Origin of the sequence: Sphingomonas sanxanigenens DSM 19645 = NX02 (genome assembly GCF_000512205.2) — a bacterium.
GTDB classification, from domain to species: Bacteria; Pseudomonadota; Alphaproteobacteria; order Sphingomonadales; family Sphingomonadaceae; genus Sphingomonas_D; species Sphingomonas_D sanxanigenens.
Genome location: NZ_CP006644.1, coordinates 5,882,422 through 5,900,514 on the forward strand (window position 1 = coordinate 5,882,422; position 18,093 = coordinate 5,900,514).

An 18,093-nucleotide genomic window follows, 5' to 3' on the forward strand; every position below is an offset into this window, starting at 1 on the left:
AATGGCTGAGGTCGAGGGCATGGTGCCGATGAAGGACGTCGCTATCCTCCATCTGGAGGATAGCGCGCTCGATGCGGAACTCGTCGCGGAACATCTCCGCGCCGACGGCATCGATGCCGCGATCGAGCGCGTCTGGTCGCGCGGGGCCTATGTCGGGGCGCTCGCCGCGCGGCCCTTCGCGCTGATCCTCGCCGATCATCAGCTTCCCGAGTTCGATGGCGATTCGGCGCTTGCCATCGCGAGGGAGACCGTGCCGGCGACGCCCTTCATCTTCGTGTCCGGCACGCTGGGCGAAGATGTCGCGGTCGAGGCGCTCAAGCATGGTGCGACCGACTATGTGGTGAAGCGGCGGCTGGAGCGGCTGCCGCGGGTGGTGCGCCGCGCGCTCGCCGAAGCGGCGCAGCGGGTGGAGAATGCCCGGGTCGAACGCGACCTGCGTGAGGGTGAGGCGCGGCTGCGCGCGCTGACCGACCAGCTGCCCGGCGGCATGGTCTATCAGCTCGCGACCAGCCGTGACGGCGGCACCCGCCGCTTCCTCCATCTTTCCAACAGCTATGAACGGATGACGGGCGTTCCCGTGGCGGACGTGCTTGCCGATCCCGCCATCGCCTACAGCCGCATCCTTCCCGAAGACCGGCCGGTCTTCGCTGCCGCCGAGGATGAGGCACTGGCGACGCTCAGCCCGTTCGACGTGCAGGCGCGCTTCGTGCGTACCGATGGTGCGGTGTGCTGGTATCGCACGATCTCGACGCCGCGCGTTCAGCCCGATGGGTCGCTGGTGTGGGACGGCATCCAGATCGACATCAGCGACCACAAGCGCATCGAAGCGGCGCTCGCCGCGCGTGAGGCGCGGCTGCGCTTCGCGCTGAAGGCGGGGCGTCTGGCGGAGGCGTCGTTTCAGATCGGCAGCGAGGATTTCAGCCATTCGGAGGCGTTTCCCAACCTCTTCGGCTATCCCGCCGGCACCCGCCTGACGCTGGAGCAGGTCCGTGCCGGCTATCATCCCGACGATGTCGAGCGGATCATGGCGGAACGCGCGGCGATCCTCGCCGGGGGGCAGCGCTTCTTCGAGCTCGAGCATCGCGTGGTCTGGCCGGACGGCAGCGTCCACTGGCTGTATGGCCGGGGAGAGGTGGAACGCGACGAGGCGGGCAGACCGATAGCGCTCGCCGCGGTCTATCTCGACAATAGCGAGAAGAAGGCGGTCGAACAGGCGCTGCGCACCGTCAACGAGCGCCTGGAGCAACTGGTCGCCGATCGCACCGCGGCGCTTGCCGCCAGCGAGGCGCGGCTGCGTTCGATCCTTGCCACCAGCTATCAGTATCAGGGGCTGCTCGCGCTCGACGGTACCGTGCTGTTCTGCAACGACACGGCGCTCTCGGCGATCGGCCTGCCTGCCGATGCGGTCGTCGATCTCCCTTTCTGGGAGACGCCCTGGTTCATCGGCACCGAAGGCATGCCCGCGATCATCCGCGCGATGGTGCGCGAAGCGGCGCTGGGCACGGCGGGGCGCCGCGAACTGCGCCTCAACCTCGCGGCGGGATGGCGCTGGCTCGATTTCTCGATGCGGCCGATCCGCGGTGCCGACGGCACCGTCACCGGCATCGTTCCCGAAGCGGTCGACATCACCGAGCGCCGGCAGGCCGAGGAAGCGCTGCGCCAGAGCCAGAAGCTGGAGGCGATCGGCCAACTCACCGGCGGCGTCGCGCATGATTTCAACAATCTGCTGACGCCGATCATCGGCAGCCTCGATCTGATGCACCGCCAGAAACTGGGCGGTGAGCGCCATCGCCGGTTGATCGAAGGAGCGCTGCAGTCCGCGGAGCGTGCCCGCACGTTGGTGCAAAGGCTGCTCGCCTTCGCGCGGCGCCAGCCGCTGCAGCCGGTTCCGGTCGATCTCGACATGCTGATCCGCGACATGGCGGGGCTCATCCAGAGCACGACCGGCCCGCGCATCGCCGTGACGGTGGCGGTGGCGCCCGGGTTGCCACCAGCGCTTGCCGACGCCAACCAGGTCGAAATGGCGATCCTCAACCTCAGCGTGAACGCACGCGACGCGATGCCCGATGGCGGCCGCCTGACGATCTCGGCGGATGCGGTCGCGGTGGATGGCGAGGCGCCGGCGGGGCTGACGCCGGGCCGCTACGTGCGCGTCTCGGTTGCCGACACCGGCCATGGCATGGATGCCGAGACACTGGCCCGCGCAATCGAGCCGTTTTTTTCCACCAAGGGCGTCGGCAAGGGCACCGGCCTTGGCCTGTCGATGGTCCATGGCCTCGCCTCGCAACTCGGCGGTGCGCTGCAGATCGCGAGCAAGCCGGGGCTCGGCACCGACGCGACCCTGTGGCTGCCGGTCAGTGCGAAGCCGGTCGATCGGCCGGGCGAACAGGAGCCTGCGGTTGCCATAGCTGCTGCCGGCCGCGCGCTTGTCGTCGACGATGAGGCGCTGGTGCGCGCGACCACGAGCGACATGCTCGCCGACCTGGGCTACCAGGTGACCGAGGCGGAATCGGCGGAGGCGGCGCTGGTCTTGCTCGATGGCGACGGTGCCGATTTCGACCTGCTGGTGACTGACCATCTGATGTCGGGCATGTCCGGCGCCGAACTGGCGCGCATCGCCGGCGAGCGCTGGCCGAAGATGCGGGTGTTGCTCGTATCCGGCTATGCCGATGCCGGCGATCTCGACACGGCGCTGCCGACGCTCAGCAAGCCCTTCCGCCACGCGCAACTGGCAGCCTCTCTGGACGACCTGCGGGGCGCCTAGGAACCCGCGTACCGATCCGACGTTGTGCAGCGATGCGACGCTGCGGGGGCGTGCAGCGCGGAAGGCGTGTTGGATGGATATGGGGGCTGACCGGCCGGCGCTTCGTTTTCTTGCCGACGGCGGCATTCTGGGCGATCGGATCGCCAATTTCGACTGGTCGGCGACGGCGCTGGGGCCGATCGACGGATGGCCCGCGAGCCTGCGCCACACCGTCGGGCTGATGCTGCGCAGCAGGGTGCCGATGGTGCTGTTGTGGGGCGCCGCCGGCATCATGATCTACAACGATGCCTATGCCGATTTCGCCGGCGGCCGCGACGCGGGATTGCTGGGCGCCGAGGTGCGCACCGGCTGGCGGGAAGTCGCCGACTTCAACGATCATGTCATGAAGGTCGGGCTTTCCGGCGGCACGCTCAGCTACAAGAACCAGCCGCTCACGCTCGATCGCAACGGCCGTCCGGAACAGGTCTGGATGGACCTCGACTATTCGCCCGTGCCTGGGGACGATGGCACGCCGGCGGGCGTCATCGCGATCGTCGTCGAGACCACGGAGACGCACAACGCCCATCGCGCGCTGGAGGCGAGCGAGACGCGGCTGCGCTTCCTCGACGAACTCGGCAAGGCGGCGTCGGGCACCCGCGACGCCGATGCGATCCTGACGATCGCCACGCGGATGACCGGCGCGCATCTCGGCGTGTCGGTCTGCGCCTATGCCGACATGGACGAGGATGAGGACGGCTTCACCATCCGCGGCGACTGGCATGCGGCCGGCGCGCGCTCGATCGTCGGACGCTACCGCCTGGCGGATTTCGGAACGTTGGCGGTCACCGAACTGGGCGCGGGGCGCCCGCTGATCGTCAATGACAATCGCCGTGAACTCGCGCCGCACGAGGCAGCGACCTTCCAGGCGCTCGGGATCACGGCGACGATCTGCATGCCTTTGGTCAAGCAAGGGCGGCTGACCGCGCTGATGGCGATCCACGATCGGGAGGCGCGGACCTGGACCGACGATGAACTAACGACGATCCGGGAGGTCACCGAGCGCTGCTGGGCGCATGTCGAACGCATCCGCGCCGAAGAACTGCTGCGCGAGCGTGAGGCGCAGAACCGCCAGATCCTCGACAGCGCGTCCGATTATGCGATCATCGCAACCGATCTCGACGGGCGGGTGATGCTGTGGAACCGCGGAGCCGAGCAGATGCTCGGCTGGACCGAAGCCGAGATGATCGACGTCGATCTCGATCGCGTCTCGGTCGAAGGCTGGGGACCGACGCGCGCGCTCGCGCTGGCGGAGGGCCGGGCGGGTGGGGAGCAATGGCAACGCCGACGGTCCGGCGAACGTTTCCGTGCCTATGGCGAGACCACGCCGCTGCGCAGCGACTGCGACGGGGCGGTCGGGTTCGTCACCGTGCTGTCCGATCGCACCGACGAGCATCGTCGGCGCGCGGCGCTGCGCGCAACCGAGGATCAGTTGCGCCGCGCGCAGGAAGCCGGCGGCGTCGGGCTGTTTTCGGTCGATATCGCGAACGACATGGTCACCGCCACGCCCGAATTCTGCAGGATCTTCGGGTTCGACCCATGCGGGCAGTTGCCGACCGCGGCGCTGGAGGCGCTGATCGTTCCGGATGATGCGGATATGGTGTCCAGTTCGCAGGGGCGGCGCGCGGCGACCTCACCGCTCGACGTCGAGTATCGCATCCGCCGCGCCGATGACGGCGAGATCCGTCTCATCGCGCGCAGGGGTGAATATGAATATGACGATGCCGGGCTTCCGGTGCGCATGGTCGGCATCGTTCAGGATATCACCGAGCGCAGGCGTGTCCAACTCGCGCTGCACCGGAGCGAGGCGGGGTTCGGCGCGCTTGCGCAGTCGATGCCCAATCAGGTGTGGACGGCCACCGCGGATGGCCGGCTCGACTGGTTCAACGCGCAGGTCTACGCCTATAGCGGAATCCCGCCGGGCGAACTCGATGCAGAGCGCTGGATGGCGCTGGTCCACGAGGATGATCGCGCATCCACGACGGCGCGATGGAATGCGGCGGTGGCCTCGGCATCGACGTTCGAAACCGAATTCCGCGTGCGCGACTCCGCAGGCGCCTATCGGTGGTATCTTTCCCGCGCGCTGCCGCTGCGCGACCCGCAGGGCGCGGTGAGCGGCTGGATCGGCACCAACACCGATATCCACGCCCAGAAACTTGCGGAGGTCGCGCATGCGCAGGAGCGTGACCGGCTGTGGGCGCTCAGCCAGGATCTGCTGCTGGTGTGCGATATCGAAGGGATGATCGTCGCGGTGAATCCCTCGATCCGCCGGATGCTGGGGTGGGACGAGGCGGAAATGGTCGGCCGGCCGCTGTCGAGCTTCGTTCACCCGGACGATCTGCCGGCGACCGCTGCGGAACTGGCTTCGCTGGCGGGCGGCGGCAGCACCTTGGCGTTCGAAAACCGCTACCGCACGCGTGACGGCGACTATCGGCTGCTGGCCTGGACGGCGGTGCCCGACGGCAGTCGTATCCATGCCGTCGGTCGCGACATCACCGAGCAGCGACAGGTGGAAGAGGCTTTGCGCCAGAGCCAGAAGATGGAGGCGGTGGGGCAGCTTACCGGCGGTATCGCGCATGACTTCAACAATCTGCTGCAGGGTATCACCGGCAGCCTCGATCTGATGCGGAACCGGATCAGCCAGGGACGAACGGGTGACCTCGAACGCTTCCTGACCGGCGCGATGTCCTCGGCGCAGCGCGCGGCGGCGCTGACCCACCGGCTGCTCGCCTTTTCGCGCCGCCAGCCGCTCGATCCGCGCCCGGTAAAGGCCAACCCGCTGATCGCTTCGATGGAAGATCTGCTGCGCCGGACCCTCGGCGAACGGATCGAACTGGAGATGGTGATGGCCGGTGGGCTGTGGCTCACGCGCTGCGATGCCAATCAGCTCGAAAGCGCGATCCTGAACCTTGCGATCAACGCGCGCGATGCGATGCCCGATGGCGGCCGGCTGACCGTGGAGACCTGCAATGCGCATCTCGACAGCGCCTATGCCGCACGCCAGCGCGACGTGAAGCCCGGCCAGTATGTCTGTGTCTGCGTGACCGATACCGGCACGGGCATGAGCCAGGATGTGATCGCCAAGGCGTTCGAGCCCTTCTTCACGACGAAGCCGCTCGGTCAGGGCACCGGCCTCGGACTGTCGATGATCTATGGCTTCGCGCGCCAGTCGGAAGGCTATGCGCGGATCTACAGCGAGGTGGGAAAGGGCACGACCGTAAAGCTCTATCTGCCGCGCTGGCGCGGTGCGGCGGAGGGCGACGAGGTCGAGCCGGCGATGACGGTACCCGGTGCGGAAGATGGCGAGACGGTGCTGGTGGTGGAGGACGAGGCCGTCGTGCGCGGCCTGATCGTCGATGTGCTGGGCGAACTCGGCTATAACGCGATCGAGGCCGCCGATGGCCCCAGGGGGCTCGAGATCCTCCAATCGCGCCAACGGATCGATCTGTTGATCACCGATATCGGCCTGCCCGGGCTCAACGGCCGGCAGGTTGCGGATGGCGGCCGCGCGATCCGCCCCGGGCTCAAGATATTGTTCATGACCGGCTATGCCGAAAATGCCGCGCTGGCATCCGGTTTCCTCGAGCCCGGCATGGCGATGATCACCAAGCCCTTCGCGATGGATGTTCTCGCCAACCGTATCCGCGAGATCATCGAGGAGCGGTAGGCGGCGGCGGGTTCAGGCCGTGTGGGGAAGCGTGGCTGCCGCGGAATCGAGAGCAGCCGGCAACGGCAGGACCTCGCCTTGCAGCAGCCGCGTCGCCTGGCGACGGTCGAGCGCGCGCGAGAAGAGGAAGCCTTGGCCATATTTGCAGCCATAGCGCTGCAGCAGCCGGCACTGCGCCTCCGTCTCGATTCCCTCGGCGACGACCCGCAGCTTGAGACCGTCGGCAATCGCGATCAGCCCCTGCACGATCGCAGCGCTGCCCGCATCGGTGCCGAGCTGCTGGACGAAGGAGCGGTCGATCTTGATGATGTCCACCGGCACCGAGAGCAGGTGCGTCAGCGAGGCATAGCCGGTACCGAAATCGTCGAGCGCGATGCGGAGCCCGCGCGCCTGCAATCCTTCGAGAACGCGGCGCACGGTATCGGCGCGCCGGTCCATATGGACCGTCTCGGTCACTTCGACGACCAGATGGCCGAGCGGCACGCGGGCATGCTCGAACGTGTCGGCCAGCGTGCGTTCGAGCAGGCCGCCGCCATGGATGTCGGCGGAGCCGACGTTGATCGAGATCTGCGGATCGGCGATGCCCAGCCGCATCCAGTGCGCGATGTCGCCGGCGACGATCCTCAGCATCCGTCGCGTGAGTTCCGGGGCGATGCGCGGGTGCGACATCGCTTGGTGGAAGGCGGCGGCCGGCAGCACTTCGCCCGTGGACGTCGTCAGGCGGCAGAGCGCCTCGAACGACGTTACCGCCCATGTCTCCAGTTCGACGACCGGCTGATAATAGGCGTCGATACGATCTTCGTGCAGTGCGCGCTCAAGATCGTGCAACGCGTCGGGATGGCTCGCCACCGCATTGCCCAGGCTCGCGGAATAAGCGAGGTGGCCGCCGCGGTGCGACTGCTTGGCGTGCTGCAGCGCATTGGTGGCATGTTCGAACAGAATGTCGGACGTCTTCGCCGGATCGCTGATCGCAAAGCCGATGGTCGCACCGATCAGGATGGTCTCGCCCGAAAGCTGGATCGGATCGCCGATCGACGTCCCGATGCGGATCGCCAGACCCGCCGGATCGCCCAGCGCGTCTTCCTCATGCGCGATCACCGCGAAGGAATCGCCGCCGGTGCGGAAGGCGGAATCGGGCGTAACGGCGGCGGCGATGCGGCCGCCGACCAGCCGGATCACGGCATCGCCCACGCCATGGCCCAGGCTGTCGTTGACGCGGCGGAAGCCATCGAGGTCGATGAGCAGCAGCGCCCAGGGTCGCCTGTCTGCGTTTGCGAGCGCGGCCAGCGTCTGGTCGAACGCAATGCGGCTGCCGAGCCCGGTCAGCGGGTCGATCGTCTCTGCGCGGCCGGGGCCGATGCGGCCATGGCGCTCGATCGCGATGGCCAACAATTGCGCGCAGGTTGCGACCACCTCTTCCTCGGCCGCGGTCGGACCGCGCGCCGTGCGGAAATAGAAGCCGAAAGCGCCCAGCGCGGCGCCGCGGCCATCGAGAATCGGGCTCGACCAACAGCTTTGAAAGCCTTCGGCGAGCACGACGTCGCGATAGCCGACCCAGGCGGGGTCGTTGGCGATGTCGGTGGAGGTAATCGGCCGGCGGTGGAAGATCGCGCTGCCGCACGCGCCGATTTCCGGCCCGACCGCGACGCCGTCGACCATTGCCGCGATCGCCTTCGGTAACAGGCCGTGGGCGAGGGGGTGAAGACGCCCCGTCCGGTCGACCGTCACGACCGAGGTGGCGACGTCGGGCAGCAGCGCCTCGATCTCGGTGCACAACCGGCCAGCCGTCACTTCCAGCGGATCGCCGCGCGCGACCATCTCGAGAATGATGTTCTGGAGCCGTTGCATGCGTCGTGTCGAACCCTGAGCAAATCCGGTCGAAATGATGTTCGACGTGATCTGATTAGGAGGAGATGCTGAATATCAGGTTAAGGTCATAGTAAGATTAACGACGGTCCTTCACGGAAAACAAAAGACAGGTGCGATATAAAAAGGGAGGCGGCTGTTAACCATCCACGGCTAGGGTGGCTCCATGCGAACCCTGTCGCGTCCGCGCCGATCCTTTGGCCCCCTGGAAGCCGTGCTGCTGGGTCTCCTCTATTTCGTCGCGGCGGCCGCCGCGGCGCGGCTGACGCGTCTCGAGGGCGGTGTCGCCTGCCTGTGGATCGCCAATGCGCTGCTGATCGCGGTGCTCGTCTTGATGCGGCCGCAGCGATGGGGGGCGCCGGTCACCGCCTGCGGCATCGCCAGCCTGTGTGCGACGGGCCTGTTCGGTTTCGGGTGGGCGGGCGCCGTGCCGTTCATGACGATCAACATCGGCGAGGTGCTCATAGCGGCGGCGCTGCTGCAGCGGTTCGGTCGACGGGATGCGTTCGAATCGATGAGGCATCTCGGTGTTTTCGTGCTCGCCGCGGGCGTCGCCGGGCCGGCTGCGATGGCGGTGCCGGCGGGGTTGGTGGCGAAGCTGCTGACGGGCACGGCCTTGTGGCCCAACGCCGTCAATTATTTCCTTGGCCATGCACTCGGGGCGCTGACCTTCACGCCGCTGTTCACGATGATCCTCGTCGGCGATGCCCGCCGCTGGGTGAGCGCTGCGGGCGGCAGGCGGTTGCTGGAAGGGCTTGTGCTGCTCATTGCGATCGCCGCGGTTTCCTATGGCGTGTTCGCACAACACCGCCTGCCGCTGTTGTTCCTGCCGATCCTGCCGATCACGCTCGCGACCTTCCGGTTTGGCCGGCTCGGTGCCGTGGCCTCGTTGATGATCCTGACGACGATCGCCGGCATACTCACCGCGCATGGCATGGGCCCGCTCCGGCTGATCGATGCGAGCCCGATCGTGCATATGCGGTATCTGCAATTCTATCTCGCCGCGACGGTGCTGACGATATTGCCGGTCGCGGCGGATCTCGGCCGGCGCGACCGGCTCTATCGCAAGCTGCAGGAGAGCGAGGAACGCTTCCGGCTCATCACCGAACATGCGAGCGACATCGTCATGACGACCCTGCCAGATGGCACGATCGGCTATGTTTCGCCGTCGATCGTGCAACTGGGCGGTTACGACCCGCTCAAGCTGGTCGGGCGGCGGGCGATCGACATGATCGCGCCGTCCGATCATGAACATGTGCGTGCCGAGTTCCTGCGTGCGCTCGACGCGCCCGAGACGACGGTGGCGTTCGAATATCGCGCGGTGACGGCCGACGGTGCCGAGCGCTGGTTCGAATCCAATGTCCGCGCGATGGTGGGCGAGGATGGCGTGGTCGACGGCGTGATCAGCGTGATCCGCGACATCGACCGGCGCAAGACGATGGAAGTCGAGCTCGCCCGAGCCGCTGCCACGGATGCGCTTACCGGCCTCGCCAATCGCCGCGCGTTCGCGACGGCGTTCGATCGCTGCCTGAACCAGGGCACCGCCTGCGGCTGCGTGGCGGTGTTCGACATCGATCATTTCAAGCGCATCAACGACCGCTACGGCCACGACGCGGGCGATCGCGTGATCCAGGCCTTCGCCGAGATCGCGCTTCGGCATGTCCGCGAGGAGGATATGGTTGCACGGCTGGGTGGCGAGGAATTCGGTGTGATCCTGCCCGGCGTCGAGCCCGCGCAGGCGCAGGAGATCTGCGAACGCCTGCGCCGTGCGCTGGGCGCCGAGGCGATCGAGGTCGGCGCGGGCCATACCGTCTCTATGACGGTCAGCGCCGGCGTGGCGGCGTTCAGCGCCGCGCAGGATCGCGACGCGGTGATGCGCGCGGCGGATGTCGCGCTTTACGAGGCCAAGGGGGCTGGCCGCGATCGTCTCGTGCTGGCGGCTTGACCCGAAGTCGCGGTGAACGTGAAATTATTGTCGTGTTGCCGCGTCGCCATGGTGTCGGTCCTTCAGTCCACGATCTGCACATACTCGACGGTGAGGCCGCGCGTGTAGATCGGGCTGAGAAAGTTGCAGATGAAGTTGCCCGCGCCCTGAACATGCTCGGGTTCGAGCAGCTTCATGTCGCGTGCGGCGAAATCGCGCGCCAGCGCGTCGAGGTCGGGAACCTCGAAGGCGACATGGTGGATGCCGCCGGCGCCCTTGTTGAACTTGAGCAGCGGGCCGCCATCGGGAACGACGAATTCGAGCGGCGAGCGGCCGACCGCCTCGGTGAAGATGCAAAGGGCGTGGAATTGGGGGACGTAGCCGCGATGCACCTCCGTCAGCCCCAGAACCTCCATCATCGCGAGTGCCTCTTCCTCGCTCGGCTGAACGATGCCGACATGATGGAGGGGCGGATTGACCAGCATCACTTCTTTCCTTCCGGTTCGAGCTCGGCGGCAACGCGCGGCGCCAGCCAGTCGGTCACCACGCGGGCACCGCCGCTCGTCAGGTGGGCATAATCCATGAACAGGTCGGCGCGGGGGGAAACGAAGCCGCCGTTCCACACCGTGCCATATTGCCGGTAGAAAGGCTCTTCCTGGATCGTCGTCGGCCCGGAATAATAGGGCAGTGAGAGGAAGGCGAGCTTGACGCCGTGGCGCCGGGCGAGCGCCGCCATCCGCCGGACGTTCGTCCGGTCGTCGCCGAACTCCAGATCCGCCATGCTCTCGGGCAGCACGCGCGGATCCATGCTCGCTTCCAGCTTGCGCACGCCGCGATCGAGCTCGGCCGCGCTCGCCGGCACATCGCCCTCGCGCACCGTGCCGTCGGGCAGGTGGACGTCGCCTGTGGTGTCGTAGGTCGAGCCGAGATAGGCCTTCGCATCGAAGGTCTTGGACAGCCCCATATAGCCCGGCGCGATCTCTGCCAGGAACAGCTTCATCTGCCGGAAGGGCAGGTAGATCAGGTTCGACGGATAGTTGAGGTTGCTCACATAGCCGGGGTTCGCGATCAGCCCCGGGCGCGCCATATATTTGAATGCGGAATGGCCGAAGCGGCCGGGCCGCTCGACGACGCCGATGATGACCAGCTTGGGCTTCTTGGTCTCAAGCACCTCTTCGAGCACCGCATAATTGATGTCGCGGCCATTCTCCGGGAACGAGAAATTGACGACATTGGCGGGCAGGCCGCGCGCGGCGAGCGCCTCGCCCAGCCGCGGCGCGTTGATGGCCGCACCGATGCGCGACGGGCCGACGACCATGACGTCGATCGGCGCCGGATCGAAGTGCGAGCGTTCATAGATCCACCGCGATTTGCGGTGGATCGTTTCGTCGAGCAGCTGCGCCCGCTGATAGGGATTGTCGGGCAGCATCGCCGCCCCCACGCCACACAGCAGCGAGACGCCGAGGATGGCGAGGGCGGTCCGGTTCGAGCGAAGGCGCTTCATCGATGCCTCCTTAGAAATTGAAGTACAGGAAGATCGTCTGTCCGCGCTGAATGAACATCAGCCCGAAGAACAGGATCACGCCGCCATAGACGATGCCCAATGTGGACGGGCGCCACTGCCAGCGCAGCAGCGCCGGTGCCTCGTCCTTCCAGTCGCCCCAGTTATAGGCCGGGTTGAAGCGGCCCATGATCTGCTGGGTGTTGGGAGTGAAGGCGATCAGCAGCGTGCCGACCACGATCATCAGCAGGGTCGTGGTGTCGAACACCCACGGCGCCGTCTCGACCGAGACCGCTCCGCCGAGGCCAACCATCGACTGCCACACCGTCATCGCGTCATGCACGCTCGGCGCGCGGAACACGACATTGGCAAACATCACCGCGAGCAGGGTGATGACATGGTAGGAGGCGATCTCCGCCACGCCGGGCTCAGCCATGGTCTGCTTCAGCTTGCGCAGCCGACGCCGCTTCTGGTTGCGGCGCGCGCGCCAATATTCGTTGACGCAGACATAGATCGCGTGGAGCACGCCGAACAGCACGAACGTCCAGCCCGCACCATGCCAGATGCCGATGATCACGAAGGTGAGGAAGGTCGGCAGCATCGTTGCCATCGCGAACGCCGGCCAGGTCGAAAGGCCCCGTGCGGCCGCGGCGCGCGCCATCGGCAGCGCCAGCGGCTGGAAGATATAGGCGGTGATGAAGCGCTGCAGCGTCATGTGCCAGCGGCGCCAGTAATCGATCACGCTGGCCGCGCGCAGCGGCGAATGGAAGTTCAGCGGCAGCTTGATGCCGAACATGCGGGCAAGGCCGATCGCCATGTCCGAATAGCCAGAGAAATCGAAATAGAGCTGCAGCGTGAAGGTGATCGCGGCCATCCAGCCGGTCCACACGCTCACCGGATCGCCGCTCGCCGCCAGCTTGAACAGCTTGTCGACCTGATCGGACAGCGGATCCGCGATCACCGTCTTCTTGAACAGGCCGATCGCGAAGATCATCAGCCCGACCATGATGTTACGGCCGATCCAGCGCGCGAACAGCGGCCCCTGGATCTGCGGCACGATCTCCTTGTAGTGGACGATCGGCCCGGCGATCAGCTGCGGGAAGAAGGATGCGAACAGCGAGAAATCGAGGAAGCTCATCCGGTGCGCGTGGCCGCGCGCGCTGTCGATCAGATAGGCGACCTTCTGGAAGGTGAAGAAGGAGATCGCCAGCGGCAGGATGATGCGCTCGATCTGGATGCCTGCGCCGGTCGCGAGATTGACGTTGTCGACGACGAAATTGGCATATTTGAACCAGCCGAGCAGCCCGACGTCGACCGCCAGGCCGAAGATCAGCCAGATCTTGACCAGCGTCGAGCGGTCGGCGTCATAGGCCTTCTGGATGCGATCGCCGACGACGAAGTTGAAGATGATCGAACCGAGCAGGAGCGGCAGATGGATCGGCCGCCACCAGGCATAGAAGCCCAGCGACATGATCGTGAGGCTGAGTTTCGCTACCGACTTCCACCGTCCGGGGCCGTAGAACAGCACAAGCGCGATCGGCAGGAAGCCGAAGATGAAGACAAACGAGTTGAACAGCATCCTAGCGCTCTCCGCCTGCCGCCATGATCATGTGATGTTCCTTGCAGTCGCTTGAGCCAGTGGCGGGCGGCCGCGCCGAAGCGAGGCCGAACGGTCCGTATGTCGCACGGAAACCGCCGCCACCCATCGGGTGCCGGCGGCGGTCCTTCGGGGAGAGACTCCGAACGAGCGGGTCGGACGGATGCGTCCGACACCGACAATGCGAACGGCTCGGACGGCGCACGCTTGCCTGCCGGCAAGTCGATCCTGTCACCGTTCGGTCGTTCACGCGTGCCCCCCGAAAACCGCCGACCGGCGGCGTGGCCTTATCCGAGCTTGCCGTCGATCACCGACACGAGCTCACCGACGTTCTTGAGCCCTTCGATTTCGCTGTTCTTGAACTTGATCCCGAACTGGCGCTCCACCGCGACGACCAGCCGGATGTGGCTCAGGCTGTCCCACTCGTCGATGTCGTCGGCCGAGGTGTCCGCGGTGAGCTCGAAATCGTCATCGAGATCGAACACGTCGATCATGATCTCGCGGATGGTTTCAAGCGTCGATTCGGACATGTTCTTCTCCAAGACTCTTCGTTTCATACGTGAAGGGAAGCTCCTTCATCGCATATTCGTCGATATTCATTTCCCACTCGGACGCGCCGTCATCCGCGATCGACGTGCGGGTGAAGCCCAGCTTGCCGAAATGCTCGGCGACCATGCCGTTCTTCGCGGTCGGGATGTAGCGGCCGATCAGGCGCTTGACGCCGGCGGCGCGCGCGCCCTCGATGATCGCCTGCAGCGTTGCTTCCTCCATGCGGCGGCCAAGCACACGGCAGCTCATCAGCCAGGTGTCGCATGCCCAGGCATCGTTGCCCTCGGGGCGCATCACGACCACGGCGATCATGCCATTGTCGCCGAACTTGTCGGCGAGGCGGATCTGAAGCGTGAACACGTCCGGATCGCCCTCCAGCGCGCCGATCTCGGCCTCGGTGTAGCGCCGGGTGGTGAGGTTGAACTGGTTGGACTTGTTCACGAGCTGCGCGATGCGCGCGCGGCCATTCTCGTCGAACGGCCGCATCGAGGTGACCATCTCGAGCGATTCGAGATATTCGTCGAGGCTGCCGAGCTTCTGCGCGGCCTGCGCGCGGACGGCGTTGGCGCGATACTGTTCGGCACGCTGCGCATCGTCGGCGGTGAGGCCGACCGTTTCGAACCAGCCCGAATGCGCGACCGCCAGCGGATAATGCGCCGGATCCTCGCCGACCTCGGGCACCGCGACCTCGGGCAGCATCTGGCGCACGCGGGCGCGCTCTGCGGGATTGTCGTCGAGGAACAGCAGCGCATCGGTGCCGATGTTCAAGGTCTGCGCGATCGTCTTGAGGTTTGTCGCCTTGTCGGTCCAGTTGGCGACGAACACCGCGATGTCGTCACGCTTGAGCGCCATTTCCTCGTGGCTCTCGAACGGCAGCAGCGCGTTCACTTCCTCGTTCTTCGAGCAGACCGCGAGCACGATGCCGCGGCGCTTGAGATCGAGCGCATAGTGCTGGATCGCGAGGAAAGCTTCGCCTTCGGTCGAGCCCTGGCCGATGCGAATGCCCTCGACGCCGTCGTCACCGATGATGCCGCCCCAGCAGGTGTTGTCGAGGTCGAGCACCAGGCACTTGCGCGTCTTGCCCCGGATCGCGCCGAGCAGGCGCGCGACATGATCGGCATAGAGCGGCGTCAGGTCGAGCGCGAAGGGCAGCTTCGCCATGTACCATTGCGAGCGATCGGACCACACCGACTTGCCGACGAGACCGGCGATACGATCGACGTCCAGCACGACCGCGTTGAGGTCCGATGCGATCGTTTCGATCTCGCGGTTGAGCTTGCGCAGCATCGCGAGCAGCGAGCCGCCGGCGCGCGCGTCGAAATGGCCGGCCCAGGGATCGGCGGGCTCGACGAAATTCTGGATGATCACCGCGGCGCCGAGGCGCGAGACGATGCCTTCCGCCAGCCAGCGGATCTGCTTGGCGGCCGAATCGACGATGCCGTCCTGCGCCGCGATGTCGGACTTGGTGAGGCCGAGGGAAATCGCGTCGAGGCTGAGCAGCACGACGTCCGGCGCGAAATTGTGGAGGCCGGTGCCGTCGGCGTAAATCTCCTGCGCGGTCTGGCCATAGTCGCCGACATAGATGTCGGCGAGCACGCCGTGGCGCGGCGCCGACGCGCGGATTGCAGGCACCGAATAGCTGGTGGTCGAGCTGCTGAGCACGGCAAGCTTGAGCGCGCTGAGCGGCGCCGGCTCGATCGTCTCGCGCTTCGCCTCGATCAGCTTGGAGAGCTTGAGCGCGCTGTCGAGATCCAGCGCCTGCGTCGCGAAGTCGCGCAGGATTGCGCCACTGATCGACGGCAGCGCGCGCGCCGCCTTGATGCTTGCCGAAAAGTCGGCTGCCTTGGCCGGAAGCCACGGCAGGCGCGCAACGTCATAGGTCATGACGACCCCCCTCGTGCTCAGACATGATCACTCCACCAGCCGAAAAATAGGTTGGCATTTCGATCGACCGCTTTTTCGCTGCAATGCGGCAAAATGTCCAGCATCATCGGTTTAGCGCGCACCCAGCATCGGCGCGATCAGCGCCAGTGTGGCATCCGCCATGCTGCGCGCGCCGGCATCGTTGAAGTGGCAGTCGTCGTGGCGGAAGCGGCGGCCGAAGCGGTCGGTATCCGGCCCCAGAACGATGCGGGGGTTCGCCGCGGCCACCGCCGTCTGCGCCGCGAGCAGCGGCTGGTTGCTCGTTCTGCGACGCGCGCCGGTGCACAGCGAGGCGCGGTAGAGGACGAGCTTGGCGGCCGGCTTCAGCGCGAAGCTGGTCAGCACCGTGTCGGTGACCTGCTTGATCTCCGGCTGGATCTCGGCCTGGCTGGTGGTGAACCAGGCGTCGGTCTCGCCCTGGTGCCACAGCACGATGTCGGCGGGGCCAAGCTGCTTGGCGGCATCGGCGACGCGCCGGCGCAGGTTCGCCATGTAGGGCGAACGCTTGTCGGTCCAGTCGCTGAACTGCGATCCGCCGATCGCGCCGTTGACGAACACCACCGGCCGGCCGGTGCGTGCGGCGAGCGCCGGGCCCAGCCGCGACCAAACGCTGCCGCGCGTGCCGGTTGTGCCCAGCAGCGGGTCGCGCAGCGCGAAGCAGTGGCCGTCGAAGAACATGAAGACGGGTGCTGCCGGATCGGCATCGAACGGCGTCGAGATCGCATTGGAGGCATTGGACTGGCCGCCCGTCACCACCACCAGCGCGTTGGCGGGGCAGGCGCGCCGGATCTGGTCCGTCAGGTCGGCATTGGACTTCGACCAGCCCTTCGACATGCCGAGTGCGGTGCGCACCTGCGTCTTTGCCGCGATCAGCGTGCCTGCGGGAAAGTCGCCATAAGGATCCGATTCGATGCCGTAGACGGTGCCCGCCAGAAACGCGCCGGCGATCGCCGCGATGGCGACGGTGCCGGCGATCACCCGGCGAATCAACGGTTTCATCGGGGATTGGTCTCCATCGCCGCTTCGGCGGGCTGGGCATGTTCGGTGGGATCGGCAGGCTTGGGATCGCGATAGATCCGGTTGCCGTAGATCAGTTCGTAGGGCCCCACCTCGACCAGCTTGTGGATCACCCATGACACGCCGAGCGCGATCGCGATCGTCGCGACGAGGTAGGGCAGCAGCGTGATCTGCCAGGGATAATTGCCGACCCCAACGCGGCGCAGCAGTTCACGCATCGCGATATAGACATAGGGGTGGGCGAGGTAGAGCGTGTAGCTGATCGTGCCGACGAAGCGGACCGGCGCCGTGCACAGCAGCCGGGAGAGTGCACCCTGTCCGAACAGCACCGCCTGTACGAAGATGAGGGTCGCCACGACGAGCGCGACCGCGGGCAGCACCATCCCCGGCATTTCGAGATAGGTGTTGGTCGGGAAGTCCATCGTGCCCGCGATGGCGACGATCACGACGAGCGCGGCGAGCGCCATCGCGGTCGCCGGCCCAGCGGCGATCACCGGGCGCAGCCGCTGCTGCAGGAAATAAAGCAGCGCGCCGCCGACGAAATAGATGGTGATGTCGTAGGCGGCGAGCATGTAGCCCGCGAGCGTCATGAACGCGATCGCGCCCACCACTCGCCAGGGGCTCGTGCTGCGCAGCAGGAACCACAGCAGACCGTAGGTCGCGATATAGTACCAGACCTCGTATGTGATCGACCAGGCGTTGGGGGTCAGCGCCGGCGTGCCCGCGAAAAGGTCGAGAAAGGTCAGGTTGAGCAGCAGCTTGCCGACGCCCAGCTTCACCGGCTCGTAGCGCGTGACGAGGTTCAGGACGAAGTAGAGCAATGTGAACAGCGCGAACACGGGATAGAGCCGCCAGAAACGCCGGCCGGCGAATTCGCGCGGCGAATAGCGCAGGCAGCTGGAGGTGATCACATAGCCGCTGATGACGAAGAACAGTTCGACGCCATAGGTGCCCAGATAAGCGACGTGATGAACGATGCGTGCGAGCACCGCGTCATCATGGTAGAAATGGTCCCAGAAACCGAAGCTGATGTGCGCGATGAGCACCATCACCGATGCCACGCCACGCAGCCCGTGAAGTGATTGGCTGAACTTCACGCAATCTCCCCGTTCCGCCATATTGCAACGCAGCAGCGCCGTGCGACCGTTACCAGATTGACCGCCCGAAGCCATCGCCAATTTTTGCATTCTCGCGGCGCCCGATAGCGCCGTCGCTGGCTGCAGCACGGTTGCAGTTGACGGTGGCTGCG

Annotated in this window: 11 protein-coding genes; 3 read left to right on the forward strand and 8 right to left on the reverse strand. The window is 66.3% G+C overall.

From position 1 onward, the window contains the following. The first annotated feature begins 1 nt into the window (after window position 1). Together NX02_RS31030 and NX02_RS27040 are read left to right on the forward strand one after the other, a co-directional pair. A complete protein-coding gene (locus NX02_RS31030) occupies window positions 2-2,764 on the forward strand; it encodes a PAS domain-containing protein (RefSeq protein ID WP_053000722.1) in 2,763 nt (920 codons plus the stop codon). Window positions 2,765-2,837: 73 nt separating this feature from the next. Further along, window positions 2,838-6,467, forward strand: a complete 3,630-nt coding sequence (locus NX02_RS27040; protein ID WP_047099865.1) for a PAS domain S-box protein — start codon at window positions 2,838-2,840, stop codon at window positions 6,465-6,467. A gap of 12 nt (window positions 6,468-6,479) precedes the next feature. Here the strand turns inward: NX02_RS27040 and NX02_RS27045 are convergent, their stop codons facing one another. Continuing rightward, window positions 6,480-8,315: a putative bifunctional diguanylate cyclase/phosphodiesterase gene (locus NX02_RS27045; RefSeq protein WP_025295293.1), complete on the reverse strand. Its 1,836-nt coding sequence runs from the start codon at window positions 8,313-8,315 to the stop codon at window positions 6,480-6,482. Window positions 8,316-8,547: 232 nt separating this feature from the next. Here NX02_RS27045 and NX02_RS27050 point away from each other — a divergent pair, with 232 nt between their 5' ends. After that, on the forward strand, window positions 8,548-10,278 hold the full coding sequence (locus NX02_RS27050) for a sensor domain-containing diguanylate cyclase (RefSeq protein WP_053000723.1): 1,731 nt from the start codon (window positions 8,548-8,550) through the stop codon (window positions 10,276-10,278). Window positions 10,279-10,340: 62 nt separating this feature from the next. On the opposite strand, the gene NX02_RS27055 is transcribed toward NX02_RS27050, so the two are convergent. The 7 genes from NX02_RS27055 to NX02_RS27085 all read right to left on the reverse strand — a co-directional run bounded on the left by NX02_RS27055 (window position 10,341) and on the right by NX02_RS27085 (window position 17,941). After that, on the reverse strand, window positions 10,341-10,742 hold the full coding sequence (locus NX02_RS27055) for a VOC family protein (protein WP_039996870.1): 402 nt from the start codon (window positions 10,740-10,742) through the stop codon (window positions 10,341-10,343). After that, window positions 10,742-11,761, reverse strand: a complete 1,020-nt coding sequence (locus NX02_RS27060) for a hypothetical protein (protein WP_025295296.1) — start codon at window positions 11,759-11,761, stop codon at window positions 10,742-10,744. Before NX02_RS27060 ends, NX02_RS27055 begins: the two co-directional genes overlap by 1 nt. Window positions 11,762-11,771: 10 nt before the next feature. Further along, complete coding sequence (locus NX02_RS27065; RefSeq protein ID WP_025295297.1) at window positions 11,772-13,337, reverse strand: MBOAT family O-acyltransferase; 1,566 nt, start codon at window positions 13,335-13,337, stop codon at window positions 11,772-11,774. A gap of 305 nt (window positions 13,338-13,642) precedes the next feature. Beyond that, a complete protein-coding gene (locus tag NX02_RS27070; RefSeq protein ID WP_025295298.1) occupies window positions 13,643-13,885 on the reverse strand; it encodes an acyl carrier protein in 243 nt (80 codons plus the stop codon). Further along, window positions 13,866-15,788 (reverse strand): HAD-IIIC family phosphatase, encoded by a 1,923-nt coding sequence (locus NX02_RS27075; protein WP_025295299.1) that lies wholly within the window; start codon window positions 15,786-15,788, stop codon window positions 13,866-13,868. The genes NX02_RS27070 and NX02_RS27075 overlap by 20 nt, the downstream gene beginning before the upstream one ends. A 111-nt stretch (window positions 15,789-15,899) precedes the next feature. Next, complete coding sequence (locus NX02_RS27080) at window positions 15,900-16,826, reverse strand: SGNH/GDSL hydrolase family protein (protein WP_025295300.1); 927 nt, start codon at window positions 16,824-16,826, stop codon at window positions 15,900-15,902. Beyond that, window positions 16,823-17,941 (reverse strand): acyltransferase family protein, encoded by a 1,119-nt coding sequence (locus NX02_RS27085; protein ID WP_158014190.1) that lies wholly within the window; start codon window positions 17,939-17,941, stop codon window positions 16,823-16,825. Before NX02_RS27085 ends, NX02_RS27080 begins: the two co-directional genes overlap by 4 nt. Window positions 17,942-18,093 lie beyond the last annotated feature (152 nt).